Source organism: Salinibacter ruber DSM 13855 (assembly GCF_000013045.1).
Taxonomy (GTDB): domain Bacteria; phylum Bacteroidota; class Rhodothermia; order Rhodothermales; family Salinibacteraceae; genus Salinibacter; species Salinibacter ruber.
Genome location: NC_007677.1, coordinates 40,020 through 56,696 on the forward strand (window position 1 = coordinate 40,020; position 16,677 = coordinate 56,696).

Here is a 16,677-nt window from a genome sequence, read left to right on the forward strand (position 1 = left end):
CAATCCCATGGGTGCATTCGCCCTGCCGCCTCCCCGCTCCTCGCTTCGCTGGCTCTTCGGGGCGTGCCTCGCCGCGATGGCCCTCGTGGGGTGCGGCGGGGGCAACGCCTACTCGGTCGACGAGGGCAAAATCTCCCAGCGGTTCCTGCCCGCGGAACGAACCGTGGATCACCATCCCGACTCCGTGAAGGCCCTCACCATTGCGGCGGCCGACGGCAAGATTCAGTTCGAGGTCGAGCGCGACTTCGAGTCGCTCACCGAAAAGTGGTCCGCGAGCTTCCAAAACATCGGGACGGGGCCCAGCATCCGAGACCGCACCTACGCAACCTTCTGGAGCCTCGAGCTCTCGCTCATGTCCCTCCAGCCGGAGAGGGGGGTGCTGTCCCTGCGCGAGGAGCAGGCCCGAGACGTTCTTGACGAGCGGCGCAAGGAGTACGCCGAGACAATTCACATCGACGTGTACTGGTTCGTCGGGCGGGGCAGGGACGGCATCATCACAGGGCCCAGCGCCCGCACGGAGCTTCACGTGGGCGGGAATACGTACCGCCCCGTTCAGTCGGACCACGGCCCCCTCCGTGAGGCCTTCGTGGCGGGCGGCGAGACCGCGCTGTATCGCCGCAACTCGCTTTACTTCTCCCGGCGGGTGGAGGGAACCGACATTCTCGCCGACGCCTCCGGCATGAAGCTCCGCGTCCGCCGGACGGGCGGGGGTGGACGGCAGGAGTTTGCCTGGCGGTGGGGCGAGGGGAACACCGCCCGGGGCCTGAAAAAGGGCGTTCGTGACGACGACGCCGGGCGCTCCTCCCGGCGATGACGGGACCGGTTCTTCGCCAGCGACGTCCTCATCTGCCGGCGGACCCGGACGTCGATTCCCGACCGGCCCGACCGACTGTGTGGACCGCGTGCAGCCTTGCCTTTCTGGACGGGATTGCCAATCTTCCGAAATTGGCGGGGCTTCTCCTCACCACACTGCTCACAGCACGCAGTCCTCCGCACTATGCAGGTCGACCTTCACGGCTCCACGGTTCTCGTCACCGGCGGCACGCGCGGCATCGGCCGTGCCCTCGTCGAGGCCTTCGCCGAGGCCGGGGCCCACGTGGCGTTTACGTTCCGCTCGTCGACCGACGCGGCGGCGGCCCTCGTCGAGTCGCTCGAAGAACAGGGCACCGAGACGCTGTCGCTGCAGGGGGACGTGGCCGACCTCGACGCCGCCCAGGCCCACGTCAACGCGGTGACGGAGCACTTTGGGTCGCTCGATGTGCTCGTCAACAACGCCGGCATCACGCGGGACGGGCTCCTGCTCCGCATGGGGGAGGACGACTGGGACGACGTGATCGACACGAACCTGAAGGGCACCTTCAACTTCTGCAAGGCGGCGTACATGCCCATGATGCGCCAGCAGAGCGGCTCGATCGTCAACATTTCCTCCGTCGTCGGCACCACGGGCAACGCGGGCCAGACGAACTACGCCGCCTCCAAGGCCGGCATCGTCGGCTTCTCGAAGAGCCTCGCCAAGGAGCTCGGGGGCCGCAACGTGACGGTCAACGTGGTGGCGCCGGGGTACGTGCAGACCGACATGACCGACGAGCTCGACGAGGAGACGCGGGACTCCATCCTCGACGCGGTGCCGCTCGATCGGCTCGCCACGACCGAAGAAATCGCCGAGGCGGTTTTGTTTCTGGCGGCCCCGGCCTCCGACTACATCACCGGGCACGTCCTGCAGGTGAACGGAGGGCTCTCGATGTAGGCACGACCCCGCCGCCGCCGTCCCCGCTTTTTGCATTCCGTTAAGGAATAAGAGGATCGATCACGGGAGGGCTCACGTTGTACTCGTGTTGCTTTAGTGTACCACTCTTCTCGTCTTTGACCGGTCGTGCGACGGAGCACGCTCGACGCCCGGCCGGAGGGTTTCATCCTGCCCCCTTTCGACGTCCCCGAAACCTGACCCCGAGTCGTTTGCCGCATGGCTGCCGATATTTCGCAGAGCAAGTACACGAACGTCATCGACCTGACTTCTGAGGCCCAACAGGAGCGGCGGCGCGACGAGGTTGGGTCGGAGCTGCGCGAGCCGGACCCGCCCCTGGACGAGGTCACGGTCGACGAGCTGTCCGGGCACATGGAGCAGGCGGTGCACGCCGCCGGCTGGACGGAGCTGATGGACGTGCAGCGCAAGGCCATCCCCTACACCCTCGACGGGCGCGACCTGATCGTGCAGTCGCAGACCGGCTCGGGCAAGACCGGCGCCTTCCTGCTGCCGCTGTTCGACCTGGTGAACCCGGACAAGGAGGAACAGCAGGTTCTCATCCTCACGCCCACCCGGGAGCTGGCGCGGCAGATCCACGAGGAGTTCGAGCAGATGAAAATCGCGACGCCGCGCACGAACCGCATGGAGGCGGTCCTCATTTACGGCGGCGTCGGGTACCAGCCGCAGATCGACGGCCTGAAGAACGGCGCGCAGGTCGTCATCGGCACGCCGGGCCGCATCCTCGACCACATCAAGAAGGACAACTTCGACGCCAGCACCCTCCGGATGCTGGTGCTCGACGAGGCCGACGAGATGCTGTCGATGGGCTTCTACCCGGACATGAAGGACATTGTCGAGCACGTGCCGGGGGACCGGGTCTCGTACATGTACAGCGCCACCATGCCGCCGAAGGTGCGGTCCGTGGCGCGCGAATTCCTGGACGACCCGGGCTTCCTCTCGCTCAGCACCGACAAGGTGAGCGTGGAGGAGAACGAGTACCGCTACTACCTGGTCAACCCGATGGACAAGGATCGGGTGATGGCGCAGCTCCTGGAGCTGGAGGAGCCGGAGTCGGCCCTCATCTTCGCCAACACGAAGCGGGAGGTGAGCTACCTCAACAAGTTCCTCTCGAACAAGGGCTACGACATCGACGAGATGTCCGGCGACCTCTCCCAGCGCGACCGGGAGGAGGCGCTCGATCGACTCCGAGAAGGGAAGCTCCGCCTGCTGGTGGCGACGGACGTGGCGGCCCGCGGCATCGACGTGTCCGACCTGAGCCACGTCTTCATCTACGACGTGCCCCAGGACCACGAGTACATCATCCACCGCTCCGGCCGCACGGCGCGGGCCGGCGAAGAGGGCACGACGATCGTCCTCTCCACCCACGAGGACGAGTACGAGCTCAAGCGGATGGCCAACACCTACGACATCGAGCTCGAGAAGGCCGAGCTGCCGGCCGATCCGCACAGCGAGGCCCGTGAGCTGCTCCAGGAGCGCTACGCGAACGCCGAGGCCCCGGCCAACGGCGAAGAGCCGGGCGTCGAGGACTTCGTCCCGCTCGTGAAAGAGCTTTCCGACGAACAGCCGGAACTGCTGGCGTCCATCATCACCGAGCTGTACGCCGAGGCGAAGACGGAGGACGAGGAGGAGAAGTGATTCGTGACGCGTGAAGGTTCGTGAGGCGTGAAGCGTGAGGGGGCACCTCCTTGCGGCCTCGCCCCCCCCTCACGCATTATGTCTCACGTTTCACGCCTCCTGGCTCACGCCTCAGTTGCGAGCACCCGCTCCGTCTGCCGATACGCGATGAAGCCGCCCGCGGCGAAGATGACGGCGTAGATGCCCAGCGGGGTTTGCGTCTGTGCGATGGCCTGGTAGGCAAGGGCCGAAGCCCCGGCCGCGACGCCCCCGGAGAGAAGAAAAACAACGACGTGCAGAATCCACCGGCCGAGCGCCTGACCCGGTGTTAGAGATTGATCGGGCATGGGGGCGTAGGTTCGTGCATGGAAGCTATGGATTGTGAACCTAGCAGGACAGGGAGATAAGGGCAAACGGCCGACGAGCTGTAAATGGTCGAACGGGGAGCGGGCGTAGGTGTAGAGGGCGCGGGAGTGAAGAGTGAGAGAGGTGGGGCAGGGCGGCAGCGTCGGCACAGCTCATCCCTTTTTCTCTCTGGTAGCGTTACAAGATCGTCACGCTAAAATTAAGCGTTCCCCGGGGGTGGTTTTGTTATACTACGGTCAGTCACAGTAGTAAAAAGTGCGCCCTCGCCGCAAGGGTGCTTTTCCTATTTTGGTCCGGTTTTTCCACCTCTCTCGGGCCTCGTGTCCTTAACCTCCCCCTTTTTCGGGGGGTCGTCGCGTCGCTCAATCGGGCCCCGAGTTCTGCCTCAACGTCCAGAGTCGGCATTTTTTGGGGTAAGATTCGGGCACGGTGGGAGGTGCGAGGCACGCTCGCGTCGATCTGAGTGGGCTGTCCCCTTGCCGCGGGCAACGAGATCGCTCTGAGCGGGGCCGAGTGCGCCCCTTTTTCTGCATGCTGGACGGCTCCGGCGTAGGAAGGGCCCCGTTTGCTCTCCCGCGACGGACTGTAGTCTCACCCATCCGGGGTCTGGGGACGAGGGACTGAGCGTAGCTCCCGGCCCCAATTGCGGTGGGGGGGGCGGACGCTGCCGCGGACGGGCACGAGGCGCTCGTTTCAGTTTTGCGGCGCCGGGCGCCGGGGCGACCCCGGCACGACCGGGGCCGGCGGGCGTCGCCACTTCGCGTCCAGCGACCAGCGTCCGCTCCCGAACGTGCACACGAGCAGCAGCAGGAACAGCACCAGCGCCGAAAACTCCAGCGACTGGTCCGCCGACAACAGGCCGTCCCGCCAGTGCACCAGAAAGACGGCCCCGACGAGGACGGGCAGTTGGACGAGGGCGGCGAGGCGCGTATAGAGCCCCACGGCGAGAAGGGCGCCGCCGACGAGGTGCGCCGCGATCACGTATACGGACAGTCCCGTGAGTCCGAGGCCCGGCTCCGTAGCGCCCAGCAGTTGTTGCAGCCCGCCGTCTGTCATCAGCAGGGCAAGCCCCCGAAAAAACAAGCCGGTCCCCAGGTACACGCGGAGGGCGTCGAGAACGAGGTCGCGCTGGGCTTCAAGACTGCGAAGCATGGACAGGAGATGTGCGTTGACGGGTGCGGCGAACAGATCTGTAACAAGTGTCCGCCGGGGGACGATCCGTCTCGGGCTGGATGGGGGGCGGAACCACTTTGCCGGACCGGGGCGTGTCAAACCAACTCCTCGCACACAAGTCCATATACTGCCGATCCGTCCGCAATGGGTGAGCACGCCCCGCCCCGATCTCTCCAGCAGCTTCGGGCCGAGTGGCGCGAGCGGCTGCAAACGGCCCGCGACCGCGCCGCCGCACAGGTCGACGACATGGGCCTTGCGGACCTGCGGGCCCTCCGGGCGACGATTGGGGAAGAAATGGAGCGGGTGGAGGAACGCCTTCCCGATCCGGGCCCCGTCGAAACCAAGGGCCCGATGACGGCCGAGCAGCAGGCCGAGCACGTCCAGGCGGCCCTTCAGTACCACGCGTTGCAGGTGCGGAAGCAGCTCGTCGCCCACGAGTTGCGGCGCCGCGCCCTCGGCCCCGCCGCGGTGGAACAGGAGATTGAGGTGCCCCCCACCACCCGACACTACGCCACCCTTGCCTGGGACGTGATGGGGGAGACGGACGCGGAGACCACCGCGGACGTATACCGCGAGGTGGCCCGGCGTGCGGAGGGGGACGTGCACCTCACGACCGTGGAGATGTGGCTGCGGGAAAAGAACCCCCACCATCCCGAAGAGACGGACGGCCGCTGGACGGAGCTCCGTCGGGCCGTGCTCCTGGCGTCCGCTTAGGAGCCCCGACGGGATTGTTTTTTGGATCGGCCCGCCCCCTCACGGGGACCCGTCCCTGTCTGCGGCCCCTTCTTCGATGTACCCCAGGAATCTGAGAAGCGCCCCAAGCCCCACCAGAAGCCCCGCGCCGACGAGCCCCATCGCGCCCAGGGTCGTCTGGAGGTCATCGCCCGGCCCGGCCATTGCCAGCAGCACGAGGCCGCCCACGCTGATCAGCAGGGCGAGGCGGTAGGCGACGTTGTGCACGGAACGGGGGCTGAAGAACGAGAGGGGAGAAAAGGGAGCCCGCAATAAAAAAAGCCCGCCCTGCGGGGCTGGCTCACTTTTCCTATTAGTATCTCACTACTCATAATAGCAAAATCGACCCCCGGGTTGTCAACCCTTTTCGTTGTGGATCCGTGAACACGTCGTTGAATGCGAGTGAATAAAACGGACGACCGCGCGGCGGGGCCTCCGAAACCCGGGCGAAACGGGTTCCGAACACGAGACCGGCCCGACCGTGAACCGCCGTGTGTCGTTCCGTTCGGCACCTCTCCCTCGCAGGCGCCCGACTGTCTTTCCCCGCATCGAATACGTGTTATGGACGAGCGCATTCAAGAGCACGCCCGCACTCTTCTCAACTGGTCGACGGACGTTCAGCGCGACGACGACGTCGTGATTGCGGCCGGCCCCGAGGCCCACGACCTTGTGGTGGCCCTGCACCGGGAGCTCGGCGACCGCGGGGCGAATCCGATGACCCTGTACTCCTCGGGGGAGGCCTCCCGGGCGCACCTCAAGGCCCACGACGGGGACTTTTCGCTGCCCGAGCACACACTCGCCCTCTACGAGGCGTGCGACGTGGCCATCCACGTGCGGTCGTCCCCAAACCTGGCCGCCCTCAACGACGTCTCCGGCACGCGCCTCGCGGAGCGCTCCCGGGCGCACAAGCCCATCATCGAGGAGCGCCTGTCGAAGCGGTGGTGCCTCACCCAGCACCCCACGAACGCGTACGCCCAGGCCGCGGACCTGCCGCTCGGGGCGTACCGCGACTTCGTGTACGGGGCGATTTTGCGCGACTGGGCGGCGGTCGAGGAGTACCAGGAGGAGCTCCGCCGGCGGCTCGAAGAGGCGCGCACGGTGCGTGTGGTGGCCGGGGAGACCGACATCGAGATGAGTGTGGAGCACATGCACGCCATCAACTCGGCCGGCCGCCACAACATGCCGAGCGGGGAGGTCTTCACCGCGCCCGTGCCCGACAGTGTGGAGGGCACGGTGCACTTCGACAAGCCGCTCATTCACCAGGGGCGCGAGATGGAGGGCGTGCGCCTGCGCTTCGAGGGCGGCGAGGTGGTCGAGTCCGCCGCCGAGCGCAACGAGGAGGCCCTCGACGACCTGCTCGATACCGACGACGGGGCGCGGCGCCTCGGAGAGCTCGGCATCGGGACGAACCGCGAGATCGACCGGTTCACCAAAAACATGCTCTTCGACGAGAAGATGGGCGAGACGGTCCACCTCGCCCTCGGGCGGGCCTACGACGCCAACGTGGGGGAGGGGCAGACCGGCAACGACAGCGCCGTGCACGTCGACATGATCCTCGACACGAGCGCTGGCCGCATCGAGTTCGACGGAGAGGTGATCCAGGAGGGCGGGCAGTTCGTGTGGGAGTAGCGCCTCCCCGACGCGTCTCGAACCGAGCCCTCCGGAGCCGTGAGTGAGAGGAGAAGCGGCCGTGGCACGCGTCCTGGAGGCATGCCGGCCGTCCCGAAAGCGCCTTCAAAAGCTGTTTGGTGGACGGACGTTCGGCCGAGATACAGTGGGCGACGCCCCAGAACGTCTGCCCCTCAGCCTTGCAGTCCTTAATGTCCTCCGCATGACAGCGATAACAGAACCCCGGATGTCCCCGCCGGATGTCCGGTTCACTTCTTGGGCTTCCCCGTTCGAGGGGGAGGACGAATCAACCTGGACGCGTCATGCACCTTTGCAGTCTCAACGTGCCCCGCTCGCGGGGCGGCCGTCTCGTGCTCCTCGGGGTCGCGCTTTTGCTCTCGGGCGTCGTGGGCACCGCGCAGGCCCAGCACCTTGACAACGGGTTCTACGGCAAGCTCGGGGCCGGCCTCTCGGGCTACACCGGCGACCTGGCGGGCCCGCGGGCCGGTGCGCCCCAGGAATTCGGTGCCGATGCGATAGGTCGTCTTCCCCTGGTGGCGGTGGGGGAGCTGGGGTACCAGCTGTCTCCACGCTGGGGCCTTGCCCTGGGCGGGCAGGCCGGCAGCTACGTGTCGGTGGGAAACGCCGCCCCCGCGACCGACTCGTACCGGCGGTACACGTCCCACCTGCTGGGGCGCTACACCTTCGGCGCGCCGGACCGACGGGTCGCGTTTTACCTGGACGCCGGCCTCAACGTGACCGCCGGCGGGCCCACGCACACCGGAATCGGCCCCTCCGTGGGGGGCGGCATTGACATTCGGGCCGGCCGGGCCGTCTCCCTCTACGTCGAGTCTCGCCTCCACGCAACCGTTCCGGACGACGCAGTCGACGGGAGGGGGCGCGGCGCGGAGGGATGGTCGTTCGACACCGTCAACCAGCCCCTGGGGTTCGGCCTCCGGTTCAGCCTCACGACGCCGACCGCGCCCGAGGTCATTGCGCTCGACGCCCCCGCCGAGGTGGAGGCGGGCACGACGGCCACGTTTACGGTCACGATCAACGAGGAGGAGGCCGCCCGTCCGCTCGACCGCCGCTGGCGCTTCGGGGATGGAACGGAGGGCACGGGCCGGACCGTCACGCACACGTATCGCCGGCCGGGCACCTATCCCGTGACCGTTTCGGCCCACAACGAGGCCGGGGAGGCGACGGCGTCGACGACGATTCGGGTCACTCGTGCGTCGCCCCCCCCCGTCGCCTCCGGAGGCGCCCTGGGTCGTCTCGCTCACCGCGCGCCCCAACCCGGTTCGGGTGGGCGAGCCGGTGCAGCTCCGCACGGCCGTCGAGGGGGAAAAGCCTTTCAGCTACCAATGGACCGTCGACGGCACCACCGCCACCAGGGGGCCGGCGCCCACCTACACGTTCGAGCGGCCGGGCCGGCACACGGTCCAGGTCCGCGTCTCCAACGACGGGGGAACCCAGACGCGATCCATGACGGTGCAGGCCGAACGGCGGACGGCCAAGCGGCCCTCTCCCCAACCGGCGGGGCTGTGGGCGGTCGGCGTCGCCTCCATGCGCAACCCTGCGGGTGCAGAGCGGATGGCCCGGCGGTACCGAAATCGGCTCGCCGACGCGCCGGTGTCGGTGCGGATCGTCGAGCACATGCTCGACCAGGAGCGCCACTTTCGGGTCGTCGTCGGCCGCTACGAGACGCAGGCGGCCGCGCAGCAGGCCCGCGAGACGTACCGGCGGGCGCTGCCCCCCAAGGCGTGGGCCGTTCGGCTTGAGTGACGGCGCAAAGGAGACGTGGACCGCGACACTGAGCGCCGGGAAAGAAGAAACCCGCCGGGCCTGAGGTCGACTCTGATCGGACTCACTCGGCGTTCGCTCGAAGGGGGGCCCTGAACGCCAGGGAGGCCCTGAAGACAAGAGTGGGCGGTGCTGGATTTGAACCAGCGACCCCCTGCTTGTAAGGCAGGTGCTCTAAACCGCTGAGCTAACCGCCCGAGGTGCGTTGAGGGTCTCGCGTTGAGGGTTGACTGAGAGAACCCTCAACCCTGAACCCTCAACCCTGAACCCTCAACCCAAAACAAAAGAGACGGAGCGGGAGACGGGGATCGAACCCGCGACCTTCAGCTTGGGAAGCTGATGCTCTGCCACTGAGCTACTCCCGCATCAAAAAGTTCACTTCTTAAAATGTGAGGATGGGCCGTCGGTTCCGGCGCGGCGGCCGGGACCTCCCCGCGTCTTGACGGTGTCTTTGTCGCCCGTGGGCAAAACAAGGCGGTGCCCCCACCGTTAGAGTTCGTTGCACAAATTTTCTTACGCATCGACCGTGCAGCCGTTATGCCAAAGCGCACCTACCAGCCCAGCCAGAAGAAGCGCAAGAAGAAGCACGGCTTCCTGGAGCGCATGAAGACGAAGGAAGGCCGGAAGATTATCAAGCGGCGCCGCAAGAAGGGCCGCGACAAGCTCTCGGTGAGCGACGAAGACTCCGGCAAGCCCGTGTAACCGGCGGTGCCCGTGTCCGACGTTCCCGACCGCGTCGAACAGCGACGCCTCACGTTTCCCCCGTCGTACCGCCTGAAGCGACGACGCCTGATCCGGTCCCTCTTCGACCGGACCCGCGACGACGTCCGGACGGTCGCGAAGGGCTGCGTGCGGCTCCTGTACCGCGTCGTGGACCGGGCGGTGCTCGGGCACGACGTGCCGCTTCAGGTCGGGTTTGCGCCCGGCCCCCGTGCCGAGAGCGGTGTTGAACGCAACCGGATCCGTCGGCTCCTCCGAGAGGTCTACCGGGTGCATCAGTACACCCTGGTGGACCCTTTCGTATGTGGCCCCGAGGCGCTCATCGTCATGATTCTGTTCCGGGGCGCCCCCGAGCAGGCGGACGACGGCATCGGGCGCGACCTGCCGCCGGCCCTGCGGCGCGCCGCCGCCTCGCTCGACGAGCGTGCCGACTGAAGGCGCCGCGCCGGCCGTGACCATCCTACGCCGATTTTGAAACGGCTCCGGGCACGTTGCGCCCGGCCGCTCGTTTCCTACCCTGTTACATCGGCTCTGCCGTGGCCCGGAGCCCGGCGCCGCACGCCCGGCCCCGGCCCACGATGTGAGAACGCATTCACCAACCCGTCCCTGTCCCTTGGCTTCTCCGCTCCGCAACAACCCCGAGCCGGAAGACCAGCGCAACGTGATCATCGCGACCATCCTGGTCGCCGTGATCATGTTCGCCTGGATCTTCTGGTTTAGCCCGTCGCCCCAGCAGCAACAGTCCCAACAGGCCGCGGGCCCGGCCGACACGACCGAGCAGACCGACCCGTCCGCCCCGGCGGCAGACACGGGGGCGGACGACGCGCCGTCCGACGCGGCGCCCCCGTCTACCGCGGATGCGGGCGCGGACGCCTCGCAGCCCGAAGCGGACCAGCCGGAGGCCCCGGCCCCGGACTCCGTGACGGCCGCGGCCCTTGAAGGCACGCAGCGCAGGATTGTCGTGGAGTCGGACCTGTACACGGTCGTCCTCTCCACCAAGGGCGGGACCATCGAGCGCTTCACGCTCAAGGAGTACAAGCAGTTCAACCAGGAGGACCCCGTCCAGATCGTCGACACGACGGCGGGCGGCACCCTCTCGCTGTCGTTCACGACGCCCACCCGGCGCCGCGTCGACACCCGGTCGCTCTATTTCTCGGCCGACACCGAGGCCGACACGGTCCGGATCGAGGACGAGTCGAAGACCCTCACCTTCGAGGCGCAGCTCGGGGACGGGGCGCTCCGCCAGTCCTACACGTTCCACCCGGACGACTACGACCTCGGGCTCGCCATCGAGCAGGAGCGGCCCCGCAGCTTCCTCACCAGCGACGGGTACGAGCTGACCTGGCACGGCGGCATGCCCTACTCGGAGGGCGGGGAGGAGGACGAGCTCCGGTACACGGGGCTCTTCGCCCGCAACGGCGAACAAATCCAGAGCCTCACGCTCTCGGACGCGGACCAGAACCAGAAGCGCATCGAAGGGGACGTGTCGTGGATGGCCGTGAAGAACAAGTACTTCACCGCGGCCGTCATGCCGGACCGTCCGGCAACCGCCCTGGGGGCCTCCCTGACCGGCCGAAAAGAAGGACGGGCGACCAGCGAGGCGGCCTTCAAGGACCTCACGGGCCGGCTCCAGATGCCCCTCCCGCGCGAGACCACCCACGTCGACAAATTTCACCTCTACGCGGGCCCGATCGACTACTACAGCCTGGCCGACTACGGCCGAAACCTGTACGGCATGGTCAACTACGGGTGGGACTGGTTCGAGTGGATGACCAAGCCGCTCGCCGAGTACCTCTACATCCCGATGCTCACGTACCTCGGGGGCGGGCTCCCGTCCTGGCTCTTCGGGGGCGGCCTCCCGTACGGCGTGATTGTCATCCTGATGGCCGTCCTCATCAAGACGGTCGTCTACCCGCTCACCAAGTCGTCGTACCGTAGCATGGCGCAGATGCGGGAGCTGCAGCCGAAGATGCAGGAGATCAAGGACAAGTACGACGACGAGCCGGAGAAGCAGCAGGAGGAGATGATGCAGTTGTACCGCGAGACGGGCGTGAACCCGCTCGGGGGCTGTCTGCCCATGTTCCTGCAGTACCCCATCCTCATCTCGCTGTACCAGTTTATCCCGAAGTCCATCCAGCTCCGCCAGGAGAGCTTTCTCTGGGCGGCGGACCTCTCGGCGCCGGACAAGATCCTGCAGCTGCCGTTCGAGATTCCATTCTACGGCGACTACGTGGCGGGCTTCACGCTCCTGATGGGGCTGGCCATGATCGTGACGATGCGGGTGCAGTCCACCGGCGGCGGCGCGGCCGGCGGGCAGGCGAAGATCTTCATGTACGCCATGCCCGGGGTCATCTTCTTCATCTTCAACCGGTTCGCCTCGGGCCTGAGCCTGTACTACCTCTTCTACAACATCGTCACGGCGGCCCAGCAGAAGTGGATCAACATGCAGCTGGAGAAGGAAAAGGACGACGACGGCAACCTCACGAACGGGCGCTCGGACGGGGAGGCCGAGGGGGAGAAGGGGTTCTTCGCCCGGCTCATGGAACGGGCGGAGGAGGTCCAGAAACAGCAGAAGTAGAGCGGGGTGGTTGAGCGGTGGAAAGGGAACCGATCGCCGCGGGGCTGTCCTGCACAGTCCGTCCGGGCTCCCCCGGAATCGTTGGCCCGGTGTCCGTCATTGAGGAAAGATCCGCGGGCCGAGGTCGTTTGGGGCCGTGGCCTTCTGCGGGGGGCGACCGATCAATCCTCCCCTCACCGGTCCCACGTTCCACGATGAGTCAGAGTGATACGATTGCGGCCATCGCGACGGCGCGGGGACGGGCGGCGCTGGCCGTCGTGCGCACCTCCGGGCCGGCCGCCATCGAGATCGTCGACCGGTGCTTCCGGGGCGACGCCCTTACGGACGCCGACAGCCACACCGCCCACGTCGGGGTGTTGACGGACGAGGCGGGGACCGACATCGACCAGGTGGTGGCCACCGTCTTCCGCGCCCCCAACTCGGCCACCGGCGAGCACGTCGTCGAGGTGTCGTGCCACGGCGGCGACCTGGCGCCGAAGATGGCGCTCCAGAGCCTGCTCGACCACGGGGCCCGCATGGCCGAGCCCGGCGAGTTCACGGAGCGCGCGTTTCTCAACGGCAAGATGGACCTGGCGCAGGCCGAGGCGGTGGCCGACCTCATCGACGCCACCTCTACGAAGGCCCACCAGGCGTCGCTCACCCACCTCAAGGGCCGCTACTCCGACCTGCTCGGCGACCTCCGCGAGGAGCTGCTCAACCTCTGCTCGCTCGTGGAACTGGAAATCGACTTCTCGGACGAGGACGTCGAGTTTGCCGACCGGGAGCGCCTGGAGGATCTGCTAGACGAGACGGAAGAGATCCTCGGAGACCTGCTCGACACCTACCCGACGGGGGAGAAGCTGAAGGACGGCGTGCAGGTCGTCATCGGCGGGCGCCCCAACGCGGGCAAGTCCACCCTGCTGAATGCGCTCGTGGGCCACGACCGCGCCATCGTCAGCGAGACGCCCGGCACCACGCGCGACGAGATCGAGGCGGAGGCGGAGATCGAAGGCGTGCTCTTCCGCTTCGTCGACACCGCCGGCCTGCGCGACACCGCCGACGAGATCGAGGCGGAGGGCGTGCGCCGCGCCACCGAGTCCATCGAGGAGGCCGATGTGCTCTTCTACCTCTACGACCTCACGGTCGGCCTCGACTCCCAGGAGATCGCGTTTCTCCAGGACCTCGCCGACGACGGGTCGGACGTGCAGCCCGTCGTCATCGGCAACAAGGCCGACCGGGCGCCCGACCTGCCCGTGGCCACCCTCGACGGCCTCACGTCGCTGAAGCTCTCCGCCCTGGAGGCGCGCGAGGACGCCGACGAGGTGCAGCCGCTCCTCGACCACCTCACGGACACGGTCGCCGAGCACCTGAGCCGCGCAGAGGCGTCGCCGGTCGTCATGAACCAGCGCCACCGCCAGCACCTCCGGGACGCCCTCGACGCCGTGCAGCAGGCCCGAGAGGCGCTCGACGCGGGCGTCTCCGGCGACATGCTGACGCTCGACCTGCGCGCGGCCCTCCAGGAGCTGGGCGCCATCACCGGCGAGATCACGAACGAAGACGTGCTCGACCAGATCTTCTCCCGCTTCTGCATCGGCAAGTGAGTCCGGGGGAGCAGCAGCACCGCGAGCGCAGGAGCGCCGGTCTGTGCGGGTCCGTGCCGCCCTGGCCGGTCGGACCCGGGCAGGCCCGCCCCTCCACGACGACGGTGGGACGCACAGGCCGCCCGGTCGCGCCCCGCCCTTTCCTCCTCAGGCCAGCCCGTAGGTTCTTTCTCCAAGCTGCATCCCGCTCGTGACCGCCGGCATTTGGACCGACGAGGTCCGCGTTCGCTCGTACGACGTAACCCCGCAGGGCACCGCCTCTGTCCTCACCCTCGCCGACTACTTCCAGGAGGCGGCGGGCCGGCATGCGGCTGAGCTCGGGGTGTCCATGACGGACCTCCGGGCCGACGGGCAGGCCTGGGTGCTTGCGTTCATGCACATGCAGGTCGAGCGCCTCCCGCACCAGAACGAATCCCTCCGAATCGAAACGTGGCCCTCGGGGCTCGAAAGCGCGTCTGCCCACCGCGAGTTCGTTTTCCACGATGAGGAGGGGACGGTTCTTGCGGGCGGGACCAGTCGCTGGTTTGTATTCGACGTAGACCGGCGACGTCCGGTGCGGCCCCCTCGCGTTCTCGCCGACATCGAGGGGCCCGATCGCCCAGGTCCTATCGATCAGGATCTGGATGCCCTCTCGGCGCCGGCGCACACCGACCGCGAACAGACCTTCACGGCGCGGTACCACGACCTCGATCTGAACCGGCACGTCAACAACGTTCGCTATCTGGAGTGGGCGCTGGAGACCCTGCCCGCCGCCGTGCTCGACGAGCGACGCTGCCTCGGGTTCGCCGTCCAGTTCGAAGCGGAGACCAGACTTGGAGACCCGGTGCGGGCGTCCGCCGAACAGATCGAGGACGGCGGTACGCTACGCGTGCGCCACCGCCTGGCCCACGCCGAGTCGGATCAGACGCTCGCGCTCGTCCGAACGACGTGGCTGTGAGCATCCCTCGCGTGCGGTGCGCCGCCCCGGGACGAGAACGCGTCCCGTTCCATCGCCGCTGGCCGCCGAACGCGCTCCAAGTCCCTGCGGACTCCGGAGGCAGGGCCCCGGGTTGCAATGCAGGAGGCCCGCAACGTACGTTGGCAATGAGGACGGTTGGGCAACGTGAAGCGGTGCCGACGACGCACGCAGGCTGGCATCCGAATCAACCTTTGCGTCCAGGGCCGTGAGGGCCTGTCTTCTCCCACACCAATTGGACCCATCGTGACGTCGACCCAGCCGGATTCGCGCGCCTCTTCGTTGACGGATGATGCGTTGCAGTGGACGCGACTTGAGGTGGCGTTCACCGCCGGGATTGTCGGCTGCCTCCTGTTTGCCACCTGGCAGCTCGGAGACCTGCTGGCGCGCGACTGGCTTGCAGGGTGGGTGGGGGAGAGCGAGCTCCGCGAGGACCTCGTCTACTACGGCGTGGCCTTCACGGCGGCCCTCGCCGCCCTCGGGGGGACGACGCGGTCGTTGGCCCACGCGGGCCGATTCCGGCGTACTGTGGGGCGCTCGCTGCTCTGGTACGGCGCCCTGCTGCTCATCAGTGCCTCCGGGATGGGGGCCATCGAATACCTGCCGGAGGTGGCGGCCGGCCTGTTCGGGGCAGGGGTGCTCATCGCGGCCGTATACGTCCTGCAGCAGCGGTACTTCACGCGGGAGCGCATCCGCCGCCGGCGCCTCCGCAACGACAACTGTCCCCAGTGCGGGAGCGATCTCCGTCCGGAGGCCCACCACTGCTCCCAGTGCGGGCGTCGGATGGGGGAGGACTGTCCCGAGTGCGGGGGCTACCTGGGCCGCTCCGACCGGTACTGCGCGGACTGTGGACGGGAGCGAGCGGAGGGGGCGCCGTAGCCCGGACCGCCCCCGGCCGGGCCGACGAACCCTCCGGGCGCAGCGCTGTTTTCGAAGGAGCGCCGCGATCGGGCCGCCGCTCCGCCGAGACGGTTTTCCGGCTGTTCGGAGCCCCACAGAAGAGCGCCGCCCCGATCGATCTATTCTTTCTCTGCCTCAGTCCTGCCAGCCAAACGTTGATCCCTTCCTTCGGCCGATGACCCGCCAACCCGAGCCCGGAAACGCTCCTGAAGGAAACGCGCCGCGCCGCTTTGGTCTTTCCCAATCCCAGCGTTGGGGGGCCGCGTCCGGTCTTCTGTTCTTTCTCCTGGTCGTCGGGACGGACTACGCCAGTGGGGTGGCGGCCAGGGAGTGGTCGGAGCTGGCCCTAGATGCCGGCATCGTGGGCGGACTCGTTCTCGTTGTTTTCAACGCCTTCCGGAAGAGCGTCCTGGTGGGAGAGAACGAGATTCGAAAGGTCCAGCCGCTGTGGAACGACCAGTCCCTGCAAACCAGTGAGATCCGGCGGGTCCACGTCCCGACGATCGAGAGTGGCCTTTGGCTCTACACCGACCCGGATGGAAATCCGGCGCTGACGATCGGCGGGGGACTCGAAGCCCCCGACGAGCTTGAGGAGCGGGTGATTCAGCACGCCCCCTCCGACGCAGCGGTGACGGGGCTGGGGCACCGGGCAAACGGCTCGTCGTAGACCGACCCGCACGCTCTCTGGTTCGAATCCACTGCATGGGAGAGATCGCCCGAAGAAACGTTGACCCGACATAGCGTTGATCCTATACGGTCTCGCGAAGGGCCGATCTTCCGGGCCGGGAAGGCCCTCGTCTAGGCCCCCAGACGGCTCCCGACGGCATAGCGCCCGGCTCCCCGGCGACGTGACGGGGCCCGCTTGAGGGGGGCAATCGAAGGG

The 16,677-nt window shown here is 67.6% G+C and carries 16 protein-coding genes, 2 tRNA genes and 1 pseudogene; 14 read left to right on the forward strand and 5 right to left on the reverse strand.

All coding sequences use genetic code 11. The annotated features are described in order from the left end of the window. Positions 1 to 7 precede the first annotated feature (7 nt). The 3 genes from SRU_RS00215 (at position 8) to SRU_RS00225 (ending at position 3,400) form a co-directional block, all read left to right on the forward strand. On the forward strand, positions 8 to 814 hold the full coding sequence (locus tag SRU_RS00215; protein WP_237701795.1) for a hypothetical protein: 807 nt from the start codon (positions 8 to 10) through the stop codon (positions 812 to 814). Positions 815 to 997: 183 nt separating this feature from the next. Further along, on the forward strand, positions 998 to 1,747 hold the full coding sequence (gene fabG / locus SRU_RS00220; RefSeq protein WP_011402833.1) for a 3-oxoacyl-[acyl-carrier-protein] reductase: 750 nt from the start codon (positions 998 to 1,000) through the stop codon (positions 1,745 to 1,747). Positions 1,748 to 1,963: 216 nt separating this feature from the next. Next, positions 1,964 to 3,400, forward strand: coding sequence for a DEAD/DEAH box helicase (locus SRU_RS00225; protein WP_011402834.1), 1,437 nt, complete (start codon positions 1,964 to 1,966; stop codon positions 3,398 to 3,400). Positions 3,401 to 3,504: 104 nt separating this feature from the next. On the opposite strand, the gene SRU_RS00230 is transcribed toward SRU_RS00225, so the two are convergent. Further along, positions 3,505 to 3,726 carry a hypothetical protein gene (locus SRU_RS00230; RefSeq protein WP_043551662.1) on the reverse strand — a complete coding sequence of 74 codons (222 nt, stop codon included), beginning with the start codon at positions 3,724 to 3,726 and terminating at the stop codon, positions 3,505 to 3,507. Positions 3,727 to 4,438: 712 nt separating this feature from the next. Continuing rightward, positions 4,439 to 4,897 carry a DoxX family protein gene (locus tag SRU_RS00235; RefSeq protein WP_162713315.1) on the reverse strand — a complete coding sequence of 153 codons (459 nt, stop codon included), beginning with the start codon at positions 4,895 to 4,897 and terminating at the stop codon, positions 4,439 to 4,441. Positions 4,898 to 5,062: 165 nt separating this feature from the next. Here SRU_RS00235 and SRU_RS00240 point away from each other — a divergent pair, with 165 nt between their 5' ends. After that, a complete protein-coding gene (locus SRU_RS00240; protein WP_118840449.1) occupies positions 5,063 to 5,632 on the forward strand; it encodes a hypothetical protein in 570 nt (189 codons plus the stop codon). Between the two features lie 39 nt (positions 5,633 to 5,671). On the opposite strand, the gene SRU_RS00245 is transcribed toward SRU_RS00240, so the two are convergent. Then, complete coding sequence (locus SRU_RS00245) at positions 5,672 to 5,878, reverse strand: hypothetical protein (RefSeq protein WP_237701796.1); 207 nt, start codon at positions 5,876 to 5,878, stop codon at positions 5,672 to 5,674. A gap of 333 nt (positions 5,879 to 6,211) precedes the next feature. Here SRU_RS00245 and SRU_RS00250 point away from each other — a divergent pair, with 333 nt between their 5' ends. The 3 genes and pseudogenes from SRU_RS00250 to SRU_RS00260 all read left to right on the forward strand — a co-directional run bounded on the left by SRU_RS00250 (position 6,212) and on the right by SRU_RS00260 (position 9,043). Further along, the gene (locus tag SRU_RS00250; RefSeq protein WP_183956962.1) at positions 6,212 to 7,279 is read left to right on the forward strand and encodes an aminopeptidase; all 1,068 of its coding nucleotides are present in this window, start codon (positions 6,212 to 6,214) and stop codon (positions 7,277 to 7,279) included. Positions 7,280 to 7,581: 302 nt separating this feature from the next. Beyond that, positions 7,582 to 8,427 (forward strand): annotated as a pseudogene (locus tag SRU_RS15865) (PKD domain-containing protein); the annotation flags it as partial. 61 nt (positions 8,428 to 8,488) lie between these two features. Then, the gene (locus SRU_RS00260) at positions 8,489 to 9,043 is read left to right on the forward strand and encodes a PKD domain-containing protein (protein WP_112902660.1); all 555 of its coding nucleotides are present in this window, start codon (positions 8,489 to 8,491) and stop codon (positions 9,041 to 9,043) included. Between the two features lie 141 nt (positions 9,044 to 9,184). Here the strand turns inward: SRU_RS00260 and SRU_RS00265 are convergent. After that, positions 9,185 to 9,258: transfer RNA gene (locus SRU_RS00265), tRNA-Val, on the reverse strand. 96 nt (positions 9,259 to 9,354) lie between these two features. Then, a tRNA-Gly gene (locus SRU_RS00270) sits at positions 9,355 to 9,426 on the reverse strand. Between the two features lie 172 nt (positions 9,427 to 9,598). Here SRU_RS00270 and rpmH point away from each other — a divergent pair. The 7 genes from rpmH (at position 9,599) to SRU_RS00305 (ending at position 16,461) form a co-directional block, all read left to right on the forward strand. Further along, complete coding sequence (gene rpmH, locus SRU_RS00275) at positions 9,599 to 9,763, forward strand: 50S ribosomal protein L34 (RefSeq protein ID WP_043551668.1); 165 nt, start codon at positions 9,599 to 9,601, stop codon at positions 9,761 to 9,763. Between the two features lie 12 nt (positions 9,764 to 9,775). Further along, positions 9,776 to 10,216, forward strand: a complete 441-nt coding sequence (locus tag SRU_RS00280) for a ribonuclease P protein component (RefSeq protein ID WP_011402840.1) — start codon at positions 9,776 to 9,778, stop codon at positions 10,214 to 10,216. A gap of 178 nt (positions 10,217 to 10,394) precedes the next feature. Continuing rightward, on the forward strand, positions 10,395 to 12,359 hold the full coding sequence (yidC, locus tag SRU_RS00285) for a membrane protein insertase YidC (protein ID WP_118825822.1): 1,965 nt from the start codon (positions 10,395 to 10,397) through the stop codon (positions 12,357 to 12,359). 194 nt (positions 12,360 to 12,553) lie between these two features. Beyond that, positions 12,554 to 13,939, forward strand: a complete 1,386-nt coding sequence (gene mnmE / locus SRU_RS00290) for a tRNA uridine-5-carboxymethylaminomethyl(34) synthesis GTPase MnmE (protein WP_011402842.1) — start codon at positions 12,554 to 12,556, stop codon at positions 13,937 to 13,939. Positions 13,940 to 14,129: 190 nt separating this feature from the next. Beyond that, positions 14,130 to 14,876 (forward strand): acyl-[acyl-carrier-protein] thioesterase, encoded by a 747-nt coding sequence (locus SRU_RS00295; protein WP_011402843.1) that lies wholly within the window; start codon positions 14,130 to 14,132, stop codon positions 14,874 to 14,876. Positions 14,877 to 15,140: 264 nt separating this feature from the next. After that, positions 15,141 to 15,773, forward strand: a complete 633-nt coding sequence (locus SRU_RS00300; protein WP_162713321.1) for a zinc ribbon domain-containing protein — start codon at positions 15,141 to 15,143, stop codon at positions 15,771 to 15,773. A 196-nt stretch (positions 15,774 to 15,969) separates the two neighbouring features. Next, positions 15,970 to 16,461 carry a hypothetical protein gene (locus SRU_RS00305; protein WP_112902685.1) on the forward strand — a complete coding sequence of 164 codons (492 nt, stop codon included), beginning with the start codon at positions 15,970 to 15,972 and terminating at the stop codon, positions 16,459 to 16,461. Positions 16,462 to 16,677: the final 216 nt, after the last annotated feature.